Annotated in this window: 15 protein-coding genes; 9 read left to right on the forward strand and 6 right to left on the reverse strand. The window is 70.1% G+C overall.

Annotation, left to right across the window (positions count from 1 at the left end; genetic code table 11):
* Positions 1-70: 70 nt before the first annotated feature.
* Positions 71-2380: a transglycosylase domain-containing protein gene (locus BM076_RS04280; RefSeq protein ID WP_093712231.1), complete on the forward strand. Its 2310-nt coding sequence runs from the start codon at positions 71-73 to the stop codon at positions 2378-2380.
* Between the two features lie 48 nt (positions 2381-2428).
* Positions 2429-3958, forward strand: coding sequence for a glycosyltransferase family 87 protein (locus tag BM076_RS04285; RefSeq protein WP_093711979.1), 1530 nt, complete (start codon positions 2429-2431; stop codon positions 3956-3958).
* Between the two features lie 31 nt (positions 3959-3989).
* Here the strand turns inward: BM076_RS04285 and BM076_RS04290 are convergent, their stop codons facing one another.
* The 3 genes from BM076_RS04290 to BM076_RS04300 all read right to left on the reverse strand — a co-directional run bounded on the left by BM076_RS04290 (position 3990) and on the right by BM076_RS04300 (position 6620).
* Positions 3990-5033, reverse strand: a complete 1044-nt coding sequence (locus BM076_RS04290) for an alanine racemase (RefSeq protein ID WP_093711980.1) — start codon at positions 5031-5033, stop codon at positions 3990-3992.
* A 31-nt stretch (positions 5034-5064) separates the two neighbouring features.
* On the reverse strand, positions 5065-6186 hold the full coding sequence (locus BM076_RS04295; RefSeq protein WP_093711981.1) for a lipid II:glycine glycyltransferase FemX: 1122 nt from the start codon (positions 6184-6186) through the stop codon (positions 5065-5067).
* Between the two features lie 125 nt (positions 6187-6311).
* Positions 6312-6620, reverse strand: coding sequence for a hypothetical protein (locus tag BM076_RS04300; RefSeq protein ID WP_093711982.1), 309 nt, complete (start codon positions 6618-6620; stop codon positions 6312-6314).
* Between the two features lie 261 nt (positions 6621-6881).
* Here BM076_RS04300 and rpsF point away from each other — a divergent pair, with 261 nt between their 5' ends.
* The 4 genes from rpsF to rplI all read left to right on the forward strand — a co-directional run bounded on the left by rpsF (position 6882) and on the right by rplI (position 8659).
* Complete coding sequence (rpsF, locus tag BM076_RS04305) at positions 6882-7172, forward strand: 30S ribosomal protein S6 (RefSeq protein WP_093711983.1); 291 nt, start codon at positions 6882-6884, stop codon at positions 7170-7172.
* Between the two features lie 133 nt (positions 7173-7305).
* Positions 7306-7911: a single-stranded DNA-binding protein gene (locus BM076_RS04310; RefSeq protein ID WP_093711984.1), complete on the forward strand. Its 606-nt coding sequence runs from the start codon at positions 7306-7308 to the stop codon at positions 7909-7911.
* A 42-nt stretch (positions 7912-7953) separates the two neighbouring features.
* Positions 7954-8190 carry a 30S ribosomal protein S18 gene (gene rpsR / locus BM076_RS04315; protein ID WP_037911393.1) on the forward strand — a complete coding sequence of 79 codons (237 nt, stop codon included), beginning with the start codon at positions 7954-7956 and terminating at the stop codon, positions 8188-8190.
* A 19-nt stretch (positions 8191-8209) separates the two neighbouring features.
* Positions 8210-8659: a 50S ribosomal protein L9 gene (gene rplI, locus BM076_RS04320; protein WP_093711985.1), complete on the forward strand. Its 450-nt coding sequence runs from the start codon at positions 8210-8212 to the stop codon at positions 8657-8659.
* Between the two features lie 130 nt (positions 8660-8789).
* Here rplI and BM076_RS04325 read toward each other — a convergent pair whose 3' ends face one another.
* Positions 8790-10178, reverse strand: a complete 1389-nt coding sequence (locus BM076_RS04325) for an MATE family efflux transporter (protein ID WP_093712232.1) — start codon at positions 10176-10178, stop codon at positions 8790-8792.
* A 682-nt stretch (positions 10179-10860) separates the two neighbouring features.
* Between BM076_RS04325 and dnaB the strand changes: the two genes are divergently transcribed.
* A complete protein-coding gene (gene dnaB, locus BM076_RS04330; protein ID WP_322934423.1) occupies positions 10861-13374 on the forward strand; it encodes a replicative DNA helicase in 2514 nt (837 codons plus the stop codon).
* 35 nt (positions 13375-13409) lie between these two features.
* Here dnaB and BM076_RS04335 read toward each other — a convergent pair whose 3' ends face one another.
* A complete protein-coding gene (locus tag BM076_RS04335; protein WP_093711987.1) occupies positions 13410-13976 on the reverse strand; it encodes a dihydrofolate reductase family protein in 567 nt (188 codons plus the stop codon).
* A 195-nt stretch (positions 13977-14171) separates the two neighbouring features.
* Here BM076_RS04335 and BM076_RS04340 point away from each other — a divergent pair, with 195 nt between their 5' ends.
* Positions 14172-15740, forward strand: coding sequence for a PH domain-containing protein (locus BM076_RS04340; protein WP_093711988.1), 1569 nt, complete (start codon positions 14172-14174; stop codon positions 15738-15740).
* Between the two features lie 88 nt (positions 15741-15828).
* Here BM076_RS04340 and BM076_RS04345 read toward each other — a convergent pair whose 3' ends face one another.
* The gene (locus BM076_RS04345; protein ID WP_245795749.1) at positions 15829-19083 is read right to left on the reverse strand and encodes a discoidin domain-containing protein; all 3255 of its coding nucleotides are present in this window, start codon (positions 19081-19083) and stop codon (positions 15829-15831) included.
* Positions 19084-19450: 367 nt separating this feature from the next.
* Here BM076_RS04345 and BM076_RS04350 point away from each other — a divergent pair, with 367 nt between their 5' ends.
* Complete coding sequence (locus BM076_RS04350; protein WP_093711990.1) at positions 19451-20437, forward strand: class I SAM-dependent methyltransferase; 987 nt, start codon at positions 19451-19453, stop codon at positions 20435-20437.
* Positions 20438-20580: the final 143 nt, after the last annotated feature.

Here is a 20580-nt window from a genome sequence, read left to right on the forward strand (position 1 = left end):
CGGCCGCCGGCCCGCCAAGAAGCGCTTCATCGACTACCCGCGCTTCGGCAAGGAGGGCTGGCAGCGCTGGATGCCGTCCTGGCGGCAGGTCACGGCGCTCTTCATCGGCTTCGCCGGCACCCTCGTCGGCATCGCGGGCATCGCGTACGCCATGGTCGACATCCCCGACGAGAACAAGGCGGCCATCGCCCAGAACAACGTCTACTACTGGGCCGACGGCACCCGCATGGTCGCGCACGGCGGTGACTTCAACCGGCAGAACATCACGTACGACCAGATCCCCAAGGCCATGCGCTACGCGGTGATCTCGGCCGAGAACAAGACCTTCGAGACCGACTCCGGCGTCGACCCGATGGGCATCACCCGCGCCCTGTTCAACATGGCCAAGGGCGGCGAGACGCAGGGCGGCTCGACCATCACCCAGCAGTACGTGAAGAACTCGATGCTCGACCAGTCGCAGACGGTCAGCCGTAAGTTCAAAGAGCTGTTCATCTCCATAAAGGTCGGCGCGAAGGTCAGCAAGAACGACATCATCACCGGCTACCTGAACACCTCCTACTTCGGCCGCGGCGCCTACGGCCTCCAGGCCGCGGCGCAGACGTACTACGGCGTCGACGCGGTCCGGCTCAACCCCAGCCAGTGCGCCTTCCTGGCCGCGCTGCTCAAGGGCCCGACGTACTACGACCCGCTCGGCGCCGAGGGCATCGACCCGGCGGCGACGGCCGAGGCCAACACCAAGCGGTCCACCGAGCGCTGGTCCTGGATCCTGGACCAGGAGGTCAAGTACGGCCACATGACGCCCACCGAGCGCGCCCGGTGGACCAAGTACCCGATGCCGCAGGGCCTGAAGGTGCAGGCCGGCATGAGCGGTCAGATCAGCTACCTGGTCGACACGGTGAACAACTACGTCACCACGCACTCCAGTCCGAAGATCACACAGAAGGACCTCGACCGCGGCGGCTACCAGATCTACACGACCTTCGACAAGAACAAGGTCAACGAGCTGAAGAAGTCCGTCGAGGCCGTCCGCAAGAAGAACATCAAGCCCGGCGGCTCGCACAAGTACCAGGGCGACGACGCGGAGTACCAGGGCACCGACGCCGACACCAACGTCCAGTTCGGCGCCGCCTCGGTCGTACCGGGCGACGGCAGGATCGTGGCCATCTACGGCGGCGAGGGCTACGAGAAGGGCGAGTTCAACAACAACGCCAACACCAGTGGTGTGCCGGTCGGCTCGACCTTCAAGCCGTTCGTACTGGCGGCGGCCATGCAGTACGGCACCAACCACAGCAACGGCAAGCCCATCACGCCGGAGAGCAAGTACAACGCCAACGACCTGATCGAGATCAGGGACCACAACGGCGACCTGGTCAGGAACAAGGACGGCTCGGTCTTCAAGCAGAAGAACGAGGACACGATCAAACGCGGCTACGTCCCGCTCATGACGGCCATGCAGTACTCGATCAACAGCCCGTTCGTGCAGCTCGGCGAGGACGTCGGACTGGACAAGGTGGAAACGACCGCGGAGAGCGCGGGGCTGCTGAAGGGGAGCATGGCCGACAAGGTCGCCTCCTTCTCCATCGGTACCTCCACGCCCAGCGCGATCCGGATGGCCGACGCGTACGCCACCTTCGCCAAGTCCGGCGTGCAGGTCGACCCGTACTCGGTCACCAAGGTGATCCACAACGGCGAGCAGCTCGACGGCTTCGAGCGGCCCAAGACCAAGCAGGCCATGGACGGCAACATCGCGAACAACGTCACCAAGGTCCTGGAGAACGTGGTCAAGAAGGGCACCGGCACCAAGGCCCTGGAGCTGGGCCGTACGGCGGCGGGCAAGACGGGTACCACCGACAGCCCCGGCGGCACCCGGTCCGCCTGGTTCGTCGGCTACACCCAGCAGCTGTCCACGTCCGTGGTGATGTTCCGGCAGGACACCAAGGCCAAGAAGCTGCTGCCGATGTCCGGCACCGGCGGCAACTCCTCGATCCACGGTGGTGACCTCCCGGCCACCATCTGGACCGACTACATGAAGGCCGCGCTCGGCAACTCCGACGACCCGGGCTTCCCGGACGCCACCAAGATCGGCGACCCGCAGAACGAGCCCGGCGCCCCGTCGCCGACGCCGACCAACACCACGCCGCCGCCGACCCCGACGGACACGCCGACCACGACGCCGCCGACCACGCCCACGATGACGACGCCGCCGCCGACCACCCCGCCGACGACGCCCCCGCCCACCACACCGGGCGGCCCGTGCCTGCCGTGGGACCAGTCCTGCCAGACGACACCGCCGACCAGTCCGACGACGACACCGACGACCGACGGACCGGGGAACGGTGGCGGTGGCGGCGGGCACACGCAGCAACCCAACGACGGATAGCGCCGGAGGGGCTCTCGCTCGCACAGGCCGGTACGGCAGGATGGCGCCATGACGAGCGTGCGCGACCGCGACGAGACCGGCCGGCAAGAGCGAGAGCTGCCTGTGCGACCCTCCGACGAGGACCCGGTCGCCGCGGCAGGCAGTGAGTTCCTGGGCGGGCCCACCGGACGGTGGGCCCGCTCGGGCGGTTACCGGTGGTGGAATCCGGTCCGGGTGATGGTGCTCGTCGTCATCGGGATGTTCGCGCTCGGCATGGCGCAGAAGGCGCCCTGCTACTCCGGCGGCTGGTTCAAGGGTGGATCACCGCAGTACATCCACGCCTGCTACTCCGACATCCCGCATCTGTACTCGCAGCGCGGCTTCGCCACCGACCTGGTGCCGTACTTCGACCGGATCCCGGACTCGGTCTCCGGCAGCGGCTTCCACTACCTCGAATACCCGGTCCTCACCGGGCTGTTCATGGAGGTCGCCTCCTGGCTGACCCCGCACGGCGGCAGCCTCCAGCACCGCGCCCAGATCTACTGGATCGTGAACTCCGCGATGCTGATGATCTGCGCCGCCGTGCTCGTGGTGTGCGTGGCCCGGATGCAGCGCCGCCGCCCCTGGGACGGCCTGCTCATCGCCCTGTCCCCCGCGCTCGCGCTGACCGCGACCATCAACTGGGACCTGTTCGCGGTCGCCCTGACCGCCGTCGGCATGCTGCTGTGGTCGCGCAGCCGCCCGCTGGCCGCCGGTGTGCTGATCGGCCTGGCGACGGCCGCCAAGCTCTATCCGGTCCTGCTGCTGCTCGCCCTGTTCCTGCTGTGCCTGCGGGCCGGGAAGCTACGGGCCTTCGGCGCGGCACTCGGCGGCGCCGTCGCGTCCTGGCTGATCGTCAACGGCCCGGTGATTCTGGGCGCCAGGGCCGGCTGGACGGAGTTCTACAGCTTCAGCCGCACCCGGGGCGTCGACTACGGCTCGGTGTGGCTGATCATCATGCAGCGCTCCGGCAACCCGCTCAGCGGCGTCAGCGCGTACGTGGCCGCTCTGATGCTGCTGCTGTGCGCGGGTATCGCCGCCCTCGCGCTGTACGCCCCGCGCCGCCCGCGCTTCGCCCAGCTCGCCTTCCTGCTGGTGGCCGCGCTGATCGTCAGCAACAAGGTCTACTCGCCGCAATACGTGCTGTGGCTGCTGCCGCTGGCGGTGCTCGCCCGGCCGCGCTGGCGCGACCTGCTGATCTGGCAGGGCGCCGAGGTGCTGTACTTCCTCGGCATCTGGATGCAGCTCGCGTACGTCACCGGCGGCACCAAGCACCACGGCCTGTCCGCCGACGGCTACCACCTGGCGATCGCCGTGCACCTGCTGGGCACGCTCTACCTGTGCGGCATGGTCGTCCGGGACATCCTGCTGCCCGAGCACGACGTGCTGCGGCAGGGCGGTGACGACGACCCGGCGGGCGGGGTGCTGGACGGCGCCGAGGACGTCTTCTTCCTCGGCACCGTGCACCACGAGCCGCGGCACGCGGCGCCCTTCGCGGGGCCGCGGGTCGAATGGGGCACGGCGCTGCCCCAGGCGCCGAAGGCCGACCCGGAGAGCTGAACGGGCCGAACCGCCTTACGCGGACTGCGCCTTACGCGGACGGCTGGCGGTCCACGACCCGGTCCGGCTGGGTCGTGGTGTGCCGCAGGTGCGCCACCAGCTCGTCCCCGACCGCGGGCGGCGCCACGTCGCCCGGCAGGAACAGGATCGACACCTGCATGTGCGGCGGCTCCGCGAACCAGCGCTGCTTGCCCGCCCACACGAACGGCGACAGATTGCGGTTGACGGTCGCCAGGCCCGCCCGGGCCACCCCCTTGGCGCGCGGCATCAGGCCGTGCAGCGCCTTGGGCGCCTCCAGGCCGACGCCGTGCGAGGTGCCGCCCGCCACGACCACCAGATGGCCGTCCGCGGCGGCCTTCTCCTGCCGGTAGCCGTACCGCTCGCCCTTCGCGATCCGCGTGACGTCCAGCACCGCGCCCCGGTACTCGGTCGCGTCGTGGTCGCCGAGCCACATCAGCGTGCCGATCCTGGCCCGGAACCGGGTCTGCGGGAACTGCTGCCGCAGCTGCGCCAGTTCGGTCGCCTTCAGATGGCTGACGAACATCGTGTGCAGCGGCAGCCGCGCCGCCCGCAGCCGCTCCATCCAGGCGAAGACCTCCTCCACCGCGTCGCTGCCGTCGGTGCGGTCCAGCGGCAGGTGGATGGCGAAGCCCTCCAGGCGTACGTCGTCGATCGCCGTGTGCAGCTTGACCAGGTCGTCCTCGGCGACGCCGTGCCGCCGCATGCTGCTCATCACCTCGATGACGACCCGCGCGCCGACCAGGCCGCGCACGCCCTCCACCGAGGACACCGAGCGGATCGCCCGGTCCGGCAGCGGCACCGGCTCCTCACCCAGCCGGTACGGGGTCAGCACCAGCAGGTCGCCGCTGAACCAGTCCTTGATCCGGGCGGCCTCGTACGTCGTGCCGACGGCGAGCATGTCGGCCCGCAGCCGGGTCGCCTCGTCGGCCAGCCGCTCGTGGCCGAAGCCGTATCCGTTCCCCTTGCAGACCGGCACGACGCCGGGGAACTGGTCCGCCACGGTCAGCTGGTGGGCACGCCAGCGTGCGGAGTCGACGTACAGGGTGAGCGCCATGGCCTGGTCGGGACCTTTCCTTAGTCAGCAGTCAGCGCCGCGACATGTAGATGTCGAGCGCCTTGTGGAGCAGCTTGTTGAGCGGGAAATCCCACTCGCCCAAGTATTCGGCAGCCTGGCCGCCGGTGCCCACCTTGAACTGAATCAGACCGAACAAATGGTCGTTCTCGTCCAGGGAATCGCTGATGCCGCGCAGATCGTAGACGCTGGCGCCCATCGCGTACGCGTCGCGCAGCATCCGCCACTGCATGGCGTTGGACGGGCGGACCTCGCGCTTGTGGTTGGCGGAGGCGCCGTACGAGTACCAGACGTGCCGGCCCACGGTCAGCATGGTCGCCGCGGCGACCGGCTCGCCCTCGTGCACGGCCAGGTACAGCCGCATGCGGTTGGGGTCCTCGGCGTTCAGCTTGGTCCACATGCGCTGGAAGTACGACAGCGGGCGCGGACGGAAGTGGTCGCGCTCGGCGGTCACTTCGTACAGCTGCTGCCAGACCGGCAGATCGTCGTAGCCGCCCTGGACCACCTGGACGCCGGCCTTCTCGGCCTTCTTGATGTTGCGGCGCCACAGCTGGTTGAAGCCCTTGAGGATGTCGTCCAGCGAGCGGTTCTCCAGCGGGACCTGGAAGACGTAGCGCGGCTGGACGTCACCGAAGCCCGCGCCGCCGTCCTCGCCCTGCTGCCAGCCCATCCGGCGCAGCTTGTCCGCGACCTCGAAGGCGCGCGGCTCGATGAAGTCGGCCTCCACGTCGCGCAGCCGCTTGACGTCCGGGTCGGCGATGCCGGCCTTGATCGTGCTGCCCTCCCAGCGGCGGATGATCACCGGCGGGCCCATCTTCACCGTGAACGCGCCCTGCTGCTTGAGGTGGGCGAGCATCGGCTTGAGCCAGTCGTCCAGGTTGGGCGCGTACCAGTTGATCACCGGGCCCTCGGGCAGATACGCCAGATACCGCTTGACCTTGGGGATCTGCCGGTAGAGCACCATGCCGGCGCCGACGATCCGGCCGGTCTTCTCGTCGATCCAGCCGAGATTCTCCGACCGCCACTCCGACTTCACATCAGCCCATGCCGGGACCTGGCAGTGGCTCGCCGACGGCAGACTCTGGATGTACGCCAGATGCTGCTCACGGCTGATGGTCCTCAGGGTCAGGCTCATGCGGGGCGCTCCCCAAACTCACGACGGATTTCTGGCCCGAAGCCTACTGCGCGGGGGAAGCGCCCTCACTATGACCGCTGCCGTACGGCCCTGTCCGGAGCCCTGTCAGGGGCTTTTCCCGGGCCCTACCAGAGGCCGCCGAACAGACCTCCGTGCGCGACACCGATGTAGAAGCCGAGCGCCGCCATGCCGAGACCGATGACGAGGGCGAAGCGCTCCGCCGTGGTGGCCGAGATGAACTGGCCGTACCCGCCGGTGAGGATGCCGGCCAGGCCGGTCCAGGAACTGAGCAGGTGGAGGCTGTTGAACGCCGAGGAGACGACGGCGATCCCGCCGAGCACGAGGGTCACCGCGACCAGCGTGTTCTCCAGCGGATGGGGCTGACCGTCGGTGTTGAAGGTGAGGTGGTGGGTCCGTTCCGCGTGCTGTGCCATGGGGCACCTCCGTGCCGGAGTATGACGGAGTAGATGTGTCCAGATTGCGGGCAAAAGGGGGCGGATTTCAACCCGGGGGACCAGTGCGGGTACTCTGTACGGTCTGCACCGGTGTATGCGCCGGGGCCGCCCACCGACCAGGCCGCTGCCAGCGGCGACGGTCGATTGTCAGTGGCTCCCGCTACCGTTGCGACGCAGATACAAACCCTCCTGCCACGGAAACGCCGTGGCCGCCTGAGTCCAAAGGAGGTGGGTTCCCCTATGCGTCACTACGAGCTCATGCTCATTCTCGACCCCGATCTCGAGGAGCGCGCTGTCTCCCCGCTGATCGAGTCCTTCCTCGCCGTCGTCCGCAATGGTGGCGGCAGCGTGGAGAAGGTCGACACCTGGGGCCGTCGTCGGCTCTCCTACGAGATCAACAAGAAGCCCGAGGGCATCTACTCGGTCGTCGACCTCAAGGCCACGCCTGAGGTCGTCAAGGAGCTCGACCGTCAGCTCAACCTGAACGAGTCGGTGCTGCGTACCAAGGTCCTCCGCCCGGAACTGCACTGATCCCGGGCCGGTCCGGCTCCGTCCGGTCCGGCGGGTCAGGCACTCCGTGCTCTTGAGCACCTGAGTAACCGAGTAGTCGAGCAGTAGCCAGCTTTAGCCAGAAGCAGTCAGCACACCGCCGAGAGGTCATCCCATGGCAGGCGAGACCGTCATCACGGTCGTCGGCAATCTTGTCGACGACCCCGAGCTGCGCTTCACCCCGTCGGGTGCGGCGGTCGCGAAGTTCCGCGTCGCGTCCACACCCCGCACTTTCGACCGGCAGACCAATGAGTGGAAGGACGGCGAGAGCCTGTTCCTGACCTGCTCGGTCTGGCGGCAGGCGGCCGAGAACGTCGCCGAGTCGCTCCAGCGGGGCATGCGCGTCATCGTGCAGGGCCGGCTGAAGCAGCGGTCGTACGAGGACCGTGAGGGCGTCAAGCGGACGGTCTACGAACTGGACGTCGAGGAAGTCGGCGCCAGCCTGAAGAACGCGACGGCCAAGGTCACCAAGACCAGTGGTGGCGGCCGTGGCGGTCAGCAGGGCGGCGGATACGGCGGAGGCGGCGGCCAGGGTGGCGGCGGCTGGGGTGGAAACTCCGGCGGCCAGCAGCAGGGCGGCGGCGGTGCTCCCGCCGACGACCCCTGGGCCACCAGTGCGCCGGCCGGCGGCGGCCAGCAAGGCGGCGGTGGCGGCGGTGGCTGGGGCGGCGGCTCCGGCGCCGCGTCCGGCGGCGGCTACTCGGACGAGCCGCCCTTCTAAGGGCGGACCTCCCCACTTCTTGATCGCATTAGGAGAATCACCATGGCGAAGCCGCCCCCGCGCAAGCCGAAGAAGAAGGTCTGCGCGTTCTGCAAGGACAAGACCGCGTACGTGGACTACAAGGACACGAACATGCTGCGGAAGTTCATTTCCGACCGTGGCAAGATCCGTGCCCGCCGCGTCACCGGCAACTGCACGCAGCACCAGCGTGACGTCGCGACGGCCGTGAAGAACAGCCGCGAAATGGCGCTGCTGCCCTACACGTCGACCGCTCGATAAGGAAAGGGTGACCTGAAGCATGTCGAAGATCATCCTGACCAACGAGGTCAGCGGCCTGGGCGCCGCCGGCGACATCGTGGACGTCAAGCCGGGCTACGCCCGCAACTACCTGATCCCGCGTGGCTTCGCCATCGCGTGGACCAAGGGTGGCGAGAAGGACGTCGAGCAGATCCGTCGTGCCCGTCGTATCCGCGAGATCCACTCGCTGGAGGACGCGAACGCGGTGAAGGCGCAGCTCCAGGGCGTCAAGGTCAAGCTCAGCACCCGCGCCGGTGACACTGGCCGGCTGTTCGGCTCGATCACCCCGGCCGACATCGCCACGGCGATCAAGACCGCCGGTGGTCCGGTCGTGGACAAGCGGCGCCTCGAGGTCGGTGCGCCGATCAAGACGCTGGGCGCGCACAAGGTCACGGTGCGGCTGCACCCCGAGGTCGAGGCAGTTCTCGACCTGGAGGTCGTGGCCGCGTAATCGCGACCGCTGTGTGTTCCACGTGGAACATATGGGCCGGGTGTCCCCTTTCGGGGGCGCCCGGCCCTTTTCCGTGCCCGGGGTTCTCCGTGTCCGGGGTGCGCGCGTTCCTCGTCCGGGGTGCCCGCGCTCAGCGAGCCGCGCCCGTGACGATCCAGCGGCCGGAGCGGGACCGCAGCCAGAGCGCGGCCAGCCGGGTCAGCATCATCAGCGTCATCGCCCACCACAGGGCGGTCAGGCCCAGGCCGAGGGCGGGCACGGCCAGCGCGGCGGGCGCGAAGACCGCCAGCGTCACCAGCATCGACCAGGCCAGATACGGCCCGTCGCCCGCGCCCATCAGCACGCCGTCCAGTACGAAGACGACCCCGCAGACCGGCTGTGCCAACGCGACGACGAGCAGCGCGGACATCAGCGCGTGCCGTACGTCCGGGTCGGAGGTGAACAGCGGCCCGATCAGCGGCCGGGCCAGCGCCACCAGCAGCCCCAGGACGACCCCGCAGGCCACTCCCCACGCGATCATTCGCCGGCAGGCGGCCCGCGCCCCCTCGGCGTCCTCCGCGCCCAGGTAGCGGCCGATGATCGCCTGTCCGGCGATCGCGATGGCGTCCAGCGCGAAGGCCAGCAGCGACCAGACGGTCAGGGTGATCTGGTGGGCGGCGATCTCGGTGTCGCCGAGCCGGGCCGCGACGGCGGTCGCGATCAGCAGCACCGCCCGCAGGCTGAGGGTGCGCACCAGCAGCGGCACCCCGGCGCGGGCGCAGGCCCGTATCCCGGCCGTGTCGGGCCGCAGCACCGCCCACAGGGCGCGCCCGCCGCTCCCCCCGGTGACCTGCCGCCGGGCGCCGCGCACCACGACCCCCAGATAGACCGCCGCCATGCCGTTCTGGGCGATGACCGTGCCCCACGCGGAGCCCGCGATGCCGAGCCCGGCGCCGTACACCAGACCGGCGTTGAGCCCGGCATTGGCGGCGAAGCCGCCGACGGCCACATAGAGCGGGGTGCGGGTGTCCTGGAGGCCGCGCAGCACACCGGTCGCGGCCAGCACCATCAGCATCGCGGGGATGCCGAGCGCGCTGATCCGCAGATAGGTGGTGGCGTACGGGGCGGCCGTCGGCGAGGCGCCGAAGGCGTCGACCAGGGCGGGTGCGGCCGGCAGGACGGCGGCGATCACGGCTACGCCGAGCAGCAGCGCGAGCCAGATGCCGTCCACGCCCTGCCGGATCGCGGCGGGCAGGTCACCCGCGCCGACCCGGCGGGCGACGGCGGCGGTGGTCGCGTACGCCAGGAACACGAAGACGTTGACGGCGGTGGTGAGCAGGGCCGCCGCGACGCCGAGGCCGGCGAGCTGGGCGGTGCCGAGATGGCCGACGACGGCGCTGTCGGCCATGACGAAGAGCGGCTCGGCGACGAGCGCGCCGAAGGCGGGCAGGGCGAGGGCGAGGATCTCCCGGTCGTGGCGGCGGCCCGCGGACCGGCGGGCTGGATCCTGCTGCTGCGAGGGGGCGGCGACCGGGTTCACATGCACAGCTTAATCGTCCACAAGTAAGAGGTAAAGATACTCAGGGACTATTACTGGTGACTGCGTAGAGTGATCTCCTCCGCGTTGTTTGTTCCGATCTTGGTCCGACGGTGGATTTTTTTCTCCTGCACAGCCTATGGATGAAGAAAGCGCAGGTCAGAGCTGCTGCCCCGGAGAGATTGTCAGCTTGTCCACAGCGTCGTCCCAAGGGCTGTACACAGGTTGGGGCCACTTCTCCACAGGTATGCGGCCACCGTCCACACCCCCTGTGGATAACCAGGTTGGTCAGGGCCACCACGAGCCCTACCGTGGACCGTCCCCGACGCGCCGCGCGCGGCCACGGGTGACTCAAATATGGTCGCCGTGGGCGTAAGAAAGAGTGGCACTCGGCGGCGCACTCAACAGCGCGCCCCGGTGGGCCGACGAGCGGTCCGGTGGGCCAATGATCAGGCGGGGACGGGAGGAGGTGGCGCGGATGAGCCAGCCCGAACCCGCGGACGACCACTGGGGCGAGGCACCCCCGGACGGCGGCCCCGGCGAGCGGCTCCCCGTCACCCGCTTCCGCAAGAAGAACGGCAACGGCTCCGACGACGCCGACGGCAACCGCTGGTCCGAGGGCGGTGGCGGCTTCGAGCGCGTCCCCCCGCAGGACCTCGACGCCGAACAGTCCGTGCTCGGCGGCATGCTGCTGTCCAAGGACGCCATCGCCGACGTCGTCGAAGTCCTCAAGGGCGCCGACTTCTACCGCCCCGCCCACGAGACGATCTACGCGGCGATCCTCGACCTCTACGCCCGCGGCGAGCCCGCCGACCCCATCACCACCGCCGCCGAACTCACCAAACGCGGCGAGATCGCCCGCATCGGCGGCGCCCCCTACCTCCACACCCTCGTCAACGCCGTCCCCACCGCGGCCAACGCCGAGTACTACGCCGAGATCGTCCACGAACGCGCCGTCCTGCGCCGCCTCGTCGAGGCCGGCACCCGCATCACCCAGATGGGATACGCCGCCGACGGCGACGTCGACGAAATCGTCAACAACGCCCAGGCCGAGATCTACGCCGTCACCGAACAGCGCACCTCCGAGGACTACCTCCCCCTCGGCGACATCATGGAGGGCGCCCTCGACGAGATCGAGGCGATCGGCTCCCGCAGCGGCCAGATGTCCGGCGTCCCCACCGGCTTCACCGACCTCGACTCCCTCACCAACGGCCTCCACCCCGGCCAGATGATCGTCATCGCCGCCCGTCCGGCGATGGGCAAGGCCCTGGCCCTGGACACACCTCTGCCCACGCCGACCGGCTGGACGACGATGGGCGCGGTCCAGGTCGGGGACGAGCTGCTCGCCGCCGACGGAACGCCCACCCGTGTGGTCGCCACGACCGAGGTCATGACCGGGCACACCTGCTTCGAGATCACCTTCGACGACGGCACCACCGTCATCGCCGATGCCGACCACCAATGGCTCACCGAGACCCGGTCCTCACGACGAGCGGCCCGGCAGTACGGCGCGGACGACCGGCGTGCCCGTGCCGCGATCAGGACGAGCAAGGAGATCGCCGCGACCCTGCGCTGCGACACCCTGGCAGACGCCCGCTTCAACCACACGGTGAAGAACCCCGCCCCGCTCGACCTGCCCCCGGCCGATCTGCCCGTCCCCCCGTACACCCTCGGCGCCTGGCTCGGCGACGGCCACAGCGACTCCGCACGGATCACCTCGGCCGACCCCGAGGTCGTGCGGCGCGTCGAGCGCGAAGGTCTCGAAGCCCGCCGCTCCGGTTCCTCGATCACCTACTCGCTCGGCTTCGCCGTGGAGCGCCCCGCCCCGGCCGAACGCTCCTGCGTCGTCTGCGGAAAGGCGTTCGTTCCCAAGCTCGCCCATGTGCGCACCTGCGGGCGATCCTGCGGGGGCAGGGCGCGGATCGTATCTGCGCCGGTGCCTCACACCGCATGCGTGGATTGCGGCACGGAATGCTTCTCGGCCTCGGCCGAGCCCCGGTGCGCGACCTGCGCGAGGCGGCACGGGAGCCTGCTGGTCGTGCTCCGGGACCTCGGCGTGCTCGGCGACAAGCACATCCCGCAGGAGTATCTGCGCGCCTCGGTCGAGCAGCGGCGGGCACTGCTCGCCGGGCTCCTCGACACCGACGGGACGGTCAACAGGAAGGGTTCTGTGCAGTTCGGCGTCACCAACCGCGCGCTGGCCGAAGGCTTCCGCGAACTGCTCATGAGCCTCGGCTACCGGTGCGGTACGGCTGCCAAGCGGGTCAAGGGGCGTTCGGAGGAGACCTCCACGCTCCACATCGTCACCTTCACGACCGACGACGACGTCTTCGGGCTCGAACGCAAGCGTCGCATGCACAGGGAGCGCCGCCGCCCCAGCACGGCCCGGCTCACCCAGCGGGTCATCACTGCGGCACGCGAAATCCCGAGCGTCCCCGTCCGTTGCGTCCAGGTGGACAATCCGGATCACATGTACCTGGCCACCCGCTCGATGGTGCCCACCCACAACAGCACCCTCGCTCTGGATTTCGCGCGCGCCTGCTCCATCGCCAACAAGATGCCCAGTGTCATCTTCTCCCTGGAAATGGGCCGCAACGAGATCGCGATGCGTCTGCTGTCCGCCGAGGCGCGGGTGGCGCTGCACCACATGCGGTCGGGGACCATGACCGACGACGACTGGACCAAGGTCGCCCGCCGGATGTCGGACGTCACCGAGGCGCCGCTCTACATCGACGACTCGCCGAACCTGTCGATGATGGAGATCCGGGCCAAGTGCCGCCGCCTCAAACAGCGCAACGACCTGCGCCTGGTCGTCATCGACTACCTCCAGCTGATGCAGTCGGGCGGTTCACGGCGCCCCGAGAGCCGCCAGCAGGAGGTGTCCGACATGTCCCGTAACCTCAAGCTTCTCGCCAAGGAGCTCGAAGTGCCGGTCATCGCCCTCTCGCAGCTCAACCGTGGTCCCGAGCAGCGCACCGACAAGAAGCCCATGGTCTCCGACCTGCGCGAGTCCGGTTCCATCGAGCAGGACGCCGACATGGTCATCCTCCTCCACCGCGAGGACGCCTACGAGAAGGAATCCCCCCGCGCGGGCGAGGCCGACCTGATCGTCGCCAAGCACCGCAACGGCCCCACCGCCACCATCACCGTCGCCTTCCAGGGCCACTACTCCCGCTTCGTGGACATGGCCCAGACCTGATCCTTCTCCACCGGTGGAGCCTGCTCCCGCGTTGCTCAGCGCCTCGTCGCGTACCTGGTCAGGACGGTGCCGCCGGGGAAGGTGCGGGTTTCCAGGTGGTTCAGGTGGATCCAGGTGTGGAGGGCGGTGAAGAAGGGGGTGCCGCCGCCGATGAGGACGGGGTGGGTGACGACGGCGTATTCGTCGACGAGGCCGGCGCGTACGGCGGCTCCGGCGAGGGTGGCGCCGCCGATGTGCATCGGGTCGCCGTCCTCGGCCTTGAGGCGGGTGATCTCGGCGATCGCGTCGCCGGTGACCAGGCGGGAGTTCCAGTCGACCTTGTCGATCGTCGAGGAGAACACCACCTTGGGGGTGTCCCGCCAGTTCCGGGCGTACGCGATCTCCGCGGCGGTGGCGTCCGGCCGCTGGTCGCCGGTCGGCCAGTGCGAGCTCATCGTCTCCCACAACTTGCGCCCGTACAGCGACAGGCCGCCCGCCTGCTCGTGCTCGAGCCACCACTGGAACAGCTCCTGATTCGGCGGCCCGCTCCAGCCGATGTCGTCGCCGGGCGTGGCGATGTAGCCGTCCAGCGACAGGTTCATGGCGTAGATCAGTTTCCGCATGGCTCAGCCTTCCGTCCGTGGGCGCGTCCGGGATGAGGACCGGCGCCGCGCGGAAAACTCATCGGTGGGCGCTCACTTCGCCCCCGCCTTCCCCGCCGCCGGGGCAAGGGCGGGGCAAGTCGGCAGTGAGGCGGGTGGGAACGCTGCCGTGATGGGGAGACGTATGTGCCGGTGGGGCGGTGGCACGATGCCCGGGTGAGCGGGGAACGGGAAGACGTGGTGTGCGGGCCGCTGCAGCAGCGGGTGCTGTGGGGGTTCGTCGGGCTGGCGCCGGTGGGGGTGGCGCTGGTGGTCGTGGGCGTGGTGATCGGCGGCGGGAGCACGGCGGGGCTGGTGATCGCGGGGGCGGTCGTCGGGGTGGTCGGGATCGGGTGCGTGCATCCGGCCACCGCCCGGGTACGGGCGGACGCGTACGGGGTGCACTCGTCGACGGTGCTGCGACGCAGGCACGTGCCGTGGGGGGACATCGCCGACCTGGAGGTGTACGTCCAGCGCGGGCGGTCGCAGGACATGAACCGGGTACGGGTGGTGCAGAACAACGGGCGCAGGTGGCGGCTGCCGCTGCCGATCGGGACCCAGGACATGCGCTACGGCGTCGAGTTCGACACGAAACTGGCCGCGATGCGGGCGCTGCACCGCGTGTACGGGACGCCGAGGACCGAGCGGGCGCCGGTGATCTCGCCGCGGGCGGCCGGCCACGCGGGCGCCGGCAAACCGCTGGCGGTGTGCGTGCTGCTGCTGATCGCCGCGGGCGTCTCCGCGTCGTTCACGCCGGTGGTCAACGAGACGCACCAGGCGTGGAGGGCGGCCCTGCCCTGCACCTCCTGGACGCCCGCGGCCGACCGCGACGAATGCCTGAGCGCGGAGTCGGCGGTGATCGAACGGACGACGGTCGGCCGGCCGAAGCAGCGCAGCTTTCTGTACTTCGCGGACGACCGGCCGCTGCACCGGCTGTCGGTCTCGCGGGACGGCGCCCGGGGCTTCCGGCCCGGCGACGCGGTGGAGTTGACGTTCTGGCGCCACCAGGTGCGGGTGGTCACCGGGGCCGACTACATATGGCACGACCACTTCGTCGGCACGCAGAGCCCGGCCGTCCTGGCGGCGCTGTTCGTGCTCGGCGCGGGATATCCGGGCGCGATCGCGGCGAACCGCCGCCGGGGCCGCCGGCTGGCCGCCGACGAGGTGCTGCCCTCGGTGCTGCCCTTCGTGGCCGTGATCGGCGGCACGGCGCTGTGGCTGCTGCCGCTGTGCTACTTCCATCCCCTGGACATGTTCGGCTCGCCCGCCCCGGCGGCGTGGGCGGTCGCGGGCCTGCTCGCCACGCTGGTCATGGCCGCGGCGGCCTGGCGCGCCACGGCCCCGGGCGAGGTCACGAAAGCGACGGCCGGCACCAGGACCAGAACCAGGACCGGAACCGCCGGGTCGGACGACGTCTTCCTCCCGGCCCGCTTCCTGGAGGCCACCGACTACAACCCGCACCGCTTCGGCACCCACATCGTCCTCGGCGGCGGCCGGCTGCCGGCCGTGGTCCCGCACGCCGGGCCCGGCCGGTTCGCGGCCAAGGACATCCCGGTGGCCCGGCTGACCGTCGGCGACGTACGCCGTCTGCGCGGCGGTGACGACGAGACCGTCCCTCGCGCCTGGCACGTCGCCACCCTCGACGACGCCGGCACCCCCGTCCACCTCGCGGCGGCCCCCGCCGACCTGGCCCGCATCCTGCGCGAACTGTCGGCGGCCCGGCAGCCGGACCCCCAGGGTTCCTGAGCGACGTACGCCGCCCCGCCGCCGGCACCCTGCGGAGAGGGCACCGGAGACGGGGCGGCGGCCGGAAGGACGGTCGGAGGAACGGGACTTACGTGGTCGTCCAGACGAAGACGGCCGGGACCGTACCGGAGGCGGCCGAAGCACCGGTGACGGCGGCCTTCACCGTCACCGTGTACGTACCGCGCGCCGTGGCCGCGCCGCTGAAGGTGCCCGACGGGGACAGCGAGATCCCCGGCGGAAGACCGGTCGCGGTGTACGTGGTGCCGCTGGGCGCCGCCGGGTCCAGCGCCCAGTCGACCCTGGACCGCACTGGACTGCTCATGCCGTGCGGATTGGGCACGGCGTAAGGCGCGGCCGACGAAGCCGAGGCCGAGGAAGAGGCCGAGGAAGAGGCCGAGGAAGAAGCCTGGGCCGCCGCCGCGTTGACCTGCGTCGGCACATTGAGCGTCCCGCTCAGCGGCAGATTCCGCGACGAGTCGCCCACCAGGATCTGGTAATTCCCGGCGGCCGTCGTCCAGTTGTTGCTGCCGGTGTTCCAGTACGCCAGGTCGTGCGTGGAGACGGTGAAGGTGACCTGCTGGGACTGGCCGGGGTTGAGGGTGACGCGCTGGTAGCCGCGCAGCTGGTGCACCGGCTCACCGGTCGAGGCCGGATCGCCGACATAGAGCTGGGCGACGTCGGTGCCCGCCCGCGACCCGGTGTTGGTGACCGTCGCGTGGACGGTCGCGGTACCGCCGTTCAGCGCGCCGACCTGGAGGCCGGAGAAGCCGAAGGTGGTGTACGACAGGCCGTAGCCGAAGGGATAGAGCGGCTCGATGTTCTGCGCGTCGTACCACCGGTAGCCGACCTTGAGGCCCTCGCTGTACTGCACGGTGCCATTGGTGCCCGGCCACTGGGCGGCGGTGTGCGCGGGCACGTCCGCGAGCGACTTCGGGAAGGTCACCGGCAGCTTGCCGGACGGATTGACGTCGCCGAAGATCAGCGACGCCATCGCCGTACCGATCTGCTGGCCCGCGTAGAAGCCCTCGAAGACGCCCGCGACCTGGTTCAGCCACGGCATGTTGATCGCCGAATTGGTGTTGAGCACCACGATGGTGTGTGGATTCGCGGCGGCCACCTGGGCGATCATGTCGTTCTGGTTGGTCTGGGTGCTGCCGACCGTCGGCAGGTCCAGCGTGGTGGTGTCGTGCTCCTCGTTGCCGTAGTTGTCGCTGGCGAAGACGATCGCGACGTCCGAGGACCGGGCGAGGGTGACCGCCGACGCCAGATTGGTGGCGTCGTTGTACTGCACGGTGGTGCCGGTGCCCGCGACCCGGTTCTGGATGCCGGTGATCGGCCAGACCGTGCCCGAACTGGTCACCGTCGCGCTGCCGCCGCCGATCGACTGCACGCCCGCGCCGCCGTCCCAGCCGATCACGGCGATCGAGTGGGTGGTGGCGGTGGACAGCGGCAGGATGCCGTTGTTCTTCAGCAGGACGGTGCCCTCCTCGGCACCCTTGCGCGCCACGTCGACATGCGCCTGCGTGGTGACGACCGCGTCCCGCGAACCGCTGGGCGCCTTGTCGAAGAGGCCGAAGGCGAAGAACTGCGTGAGCAGCCGGCTGACCATCGTGTCCAGCGTGGTCTGGCTGACCGTCCCGTTGGCGACCGCCTGGGCGAGGAAGTCGGCGTAGAAGTACCCGTTGGGCATCTCCACGGTCAGACCGGCGTTGGCGGACTCGGCGGTCGCGTGCGTGCCGCCCCAGTCACTGGTGATGAAGCCGCCGAAACCGGCCTGCTGGTAGAGGCCGACATTCATCAGCGCCGGATTCTGGCAGGCGGGCACCGAGTTGACGATGCTGTACGCGCACATCGCCGCCGCCGGCGACCCCTGCTGCACGGCCGCCTGGAAGGCGGGCAGATACAGCTCCTGAAGGGTGCGGTTGTCGACGACGACCGTGCCCGCCGGATTCTCGATGTTGTAGACCGCGACATGCTTCATCTCGGCCATCACACCCTGGCTCTGGATGCCCTTGATGTCGGCCGCCGCCAGCCGCCCGTTGAGGTACGGGTCCTCGCTGAAGGTCTCGAAGGACCGGCCCCAGCGCGGGTCGCGCACGATGTTCAGCGTCGGGCCGAGCGCCACCTGCACACCCTTGCCCGCGAATTCGGCGCCGATCGCCGCCCCGTACTGCTGCTCCAGCGCGTCGTCCCATGTCGCGGCCGACGCGTTCGCCGACGGCATCTGCGTCACACCGCCCAGACCGTCACCGACGCCGTGCGGGCCGTCCTGGAGGCCGATGTTGGGGATGCACAGCGACGGGATGCCGGTGATGTTTCCGATGTACGGGGACGCGTTGTTGTTGCCGTGCAGGATCGACACCTTCTGCGCGTTAGTCATCTGCGCCATGACCTGCTGCACACGCGTCGCGACCGGTGCGGTCGAACCGACCCACGGGCAGTCGCCGTTGCCGCCGCCGGGCGGCGTCGTGGTGCCGCCGGGGGTCAGCAGCGTGAACTCCCACAGCGAATAGCCGTACTGGGTGGCGCGCTGCGTCCCGTACAGCCGGACGTAGCGGCCGGTCGCGGTGAACGACAGATTCTCGGTGCCGCCGGTCCCGGTCGTCGTGGAATACGCGTTGTTCCACGTGGAACCATTGTCCGAGACCTGGATCTGATACGCCTTCCCGTACGCCGTCTCCCAGATCAGCTGCGCGCCGCAGATGGTCTGCGAGGAGCCGAGGTCCACCTGGATCCACTGCGGGTCGGACGCGGCGCTGGACCAGCGGGTGCCGGCGTTGCCGTCGAAGGCGGCGGAGGCGGGGGTGCCGGCGTTCTCGGTGGACGAGGCGGTCGCGGGCTTGCCGAGCGCGGCCGTGGTGGTACCGCACGTCGCCGGGGGCGTACCGCCGCCGGAGCCGCCGTACACCTGGAACTCCCAGAGCGAGTAGCCCCATTGGGTGCCGCGTTGCGTGCCGTACATCCGCACGTAGCGGCCGTTGCCGGCGACGCTCAGGGTCTGGACGCCGCCGGTGCCGGTGGTGGTGGAGTAGACGTCGTTCCACGTGGAACCGTTGTCCGAGACCTGGATCTTGAAGGCTTTGCCGTAGGCCGTCTCCCAGTTGAGGACGACCTGGGTGATCGGCTGGCTGGAACCGAGGTCGACCTGGATCCACTGCGGGTCGGACGCGGCGCTCGACCAGCGGGTGCCGGTGTCGCCGTCCACGGCGGCGTTCGCGGTGAAGGCGTCCTGGACGGACGACGCGGTCGCGGGCTTGCCCTGCGAGAGCAGGGTCGGCGTCGCCGCGTGCGACGACGAGGGCACCAGCGACAGATACGCCGAGGCGATCAGCACCAGCGCCATGAGGAAGACGATGTGGGGGGACCGGAAACGTTTACGGTACGCGGAGAGCCCTGGTGGGGTGACCCTCATGTGTGTGCTCCTACGTGTCGGATGTACGTGCCGGATGTACGGACGACTCGCGGATCGGACCCGCGAGCTTGTGGGGGGTGTACGTGCACGGGTACGTGGATGGAGCGGTGGTGCGGCCGGGGAGGATGCTGCGCCGAACTGTGTGAGAGCGCTCTCTGGCCGACGTGATGTCTACGCCCGGCGAAATCGGCTGTCAAGGTTCCGCGCAGCGGCGGCCGGACGGCGGACGGGCCGTCGCCCGGGTCGTTGCCCGGACCGTCGTACGGGCCGCGCCGCGGGCGGGTGGCATCGTGGGGGGATGAGCGACAGTCACGAGGGCGACGACGCGGCGGCCGGGGACGGGACGGACGGCAGGGCGAGGGCCGAGGCCAGGGTCACGGTCGAGCTGGAGGGCGTCCCGGAGACGCTGCTGTGGAATCTGTACAACAGGGCGGCCGAGGCGGGGCGTTCGGGACGGCGGCTGCTGGAGGACCCGCTCGCCGTGGAGCTGGTCGAACGGATCGACTACCCCTTCGAGCGCTTCGGCGGCGCGGCCATGGCGCAGTGGCACGCGCTGCGGGTGCGCTGCCTGGACGACGAGGTGCGGCGGTTCGTCGCCGAGCACCCTGACGGGCTGGTGATCGCGCTCGGCGAGGGGCTGGAGACGCAGTTCTGGCGGGTGGACAACGGCCGGGTGCGCTGGCTGACGGTCGATCTGCCGGAGACGGTGCAGGTCCGCGACACTCTGCTTCCGGATGATCCGCCACGGCGCCGTTCGCTGGCCTGCTCGGCCCTCGACCCGCGCTGGCTCGACGAGGTCGCCGCCTCCGAGGACCTGACCAAGGGTGTATTGGTCACCGCCCAGGGCCTGTTGATGTATCTGCCGCCGGCCGAGGTGAAGCGGCTGATCGCCGTCTGCGCCGAACGCTTTCCCGGCGGCCGGATGCTCTTCGACGCGCTTCCCCGTGCGATGGTGCGCCGCAGCCAGGTTGCGGCGGACGCGGCCGCCTCCGCCGGCGGGAACGCTTCCTCCGACGAGGACGCCTCCTCCGGCGGGGCCGGCGCCGCCGCCTCCGGCTACCGCGCGCCGCGCTGGGAGTGGGGCATGGACGGCGCGGAATACCGCAAGGTCGCCACCGCCTCGCCGCGGATCACCGAGGTCCGCAGCCTGCGCCTGCCGCGGGGCCGCGGCCTCTACGCGATCGCGCCCGTCTCGCACCTGATCCCGTTCCTGCGCGGGATGCGGATGACAATTGTGTCGCTCCGCTTCGCGGCCGCCGATTACCGTGGCGGCGACAGCTCGTAGGAAGCGATTCGCCGGTCCGGCGCGGCACGGCACGTCGGCCGGGCGGAGGCGGAGAGAAGAGGCGCACGCCGAGTGACGACCGAGCCCCAGCCGGAGCCCCGGCACGCACCCCCGCCCGCGCCCGGCCCCGACGGCCCCGGAGT

This window comes from Actinacidiphila alni (assembly GCF_900112845.1).
Classification (GTDB): domain Bacteria; phylum Actinomycetota; class Actinomycetes; order Streptomycetales; family Streptomycetaceae; genus Actinacidiphila; species Actinacidiphila alni.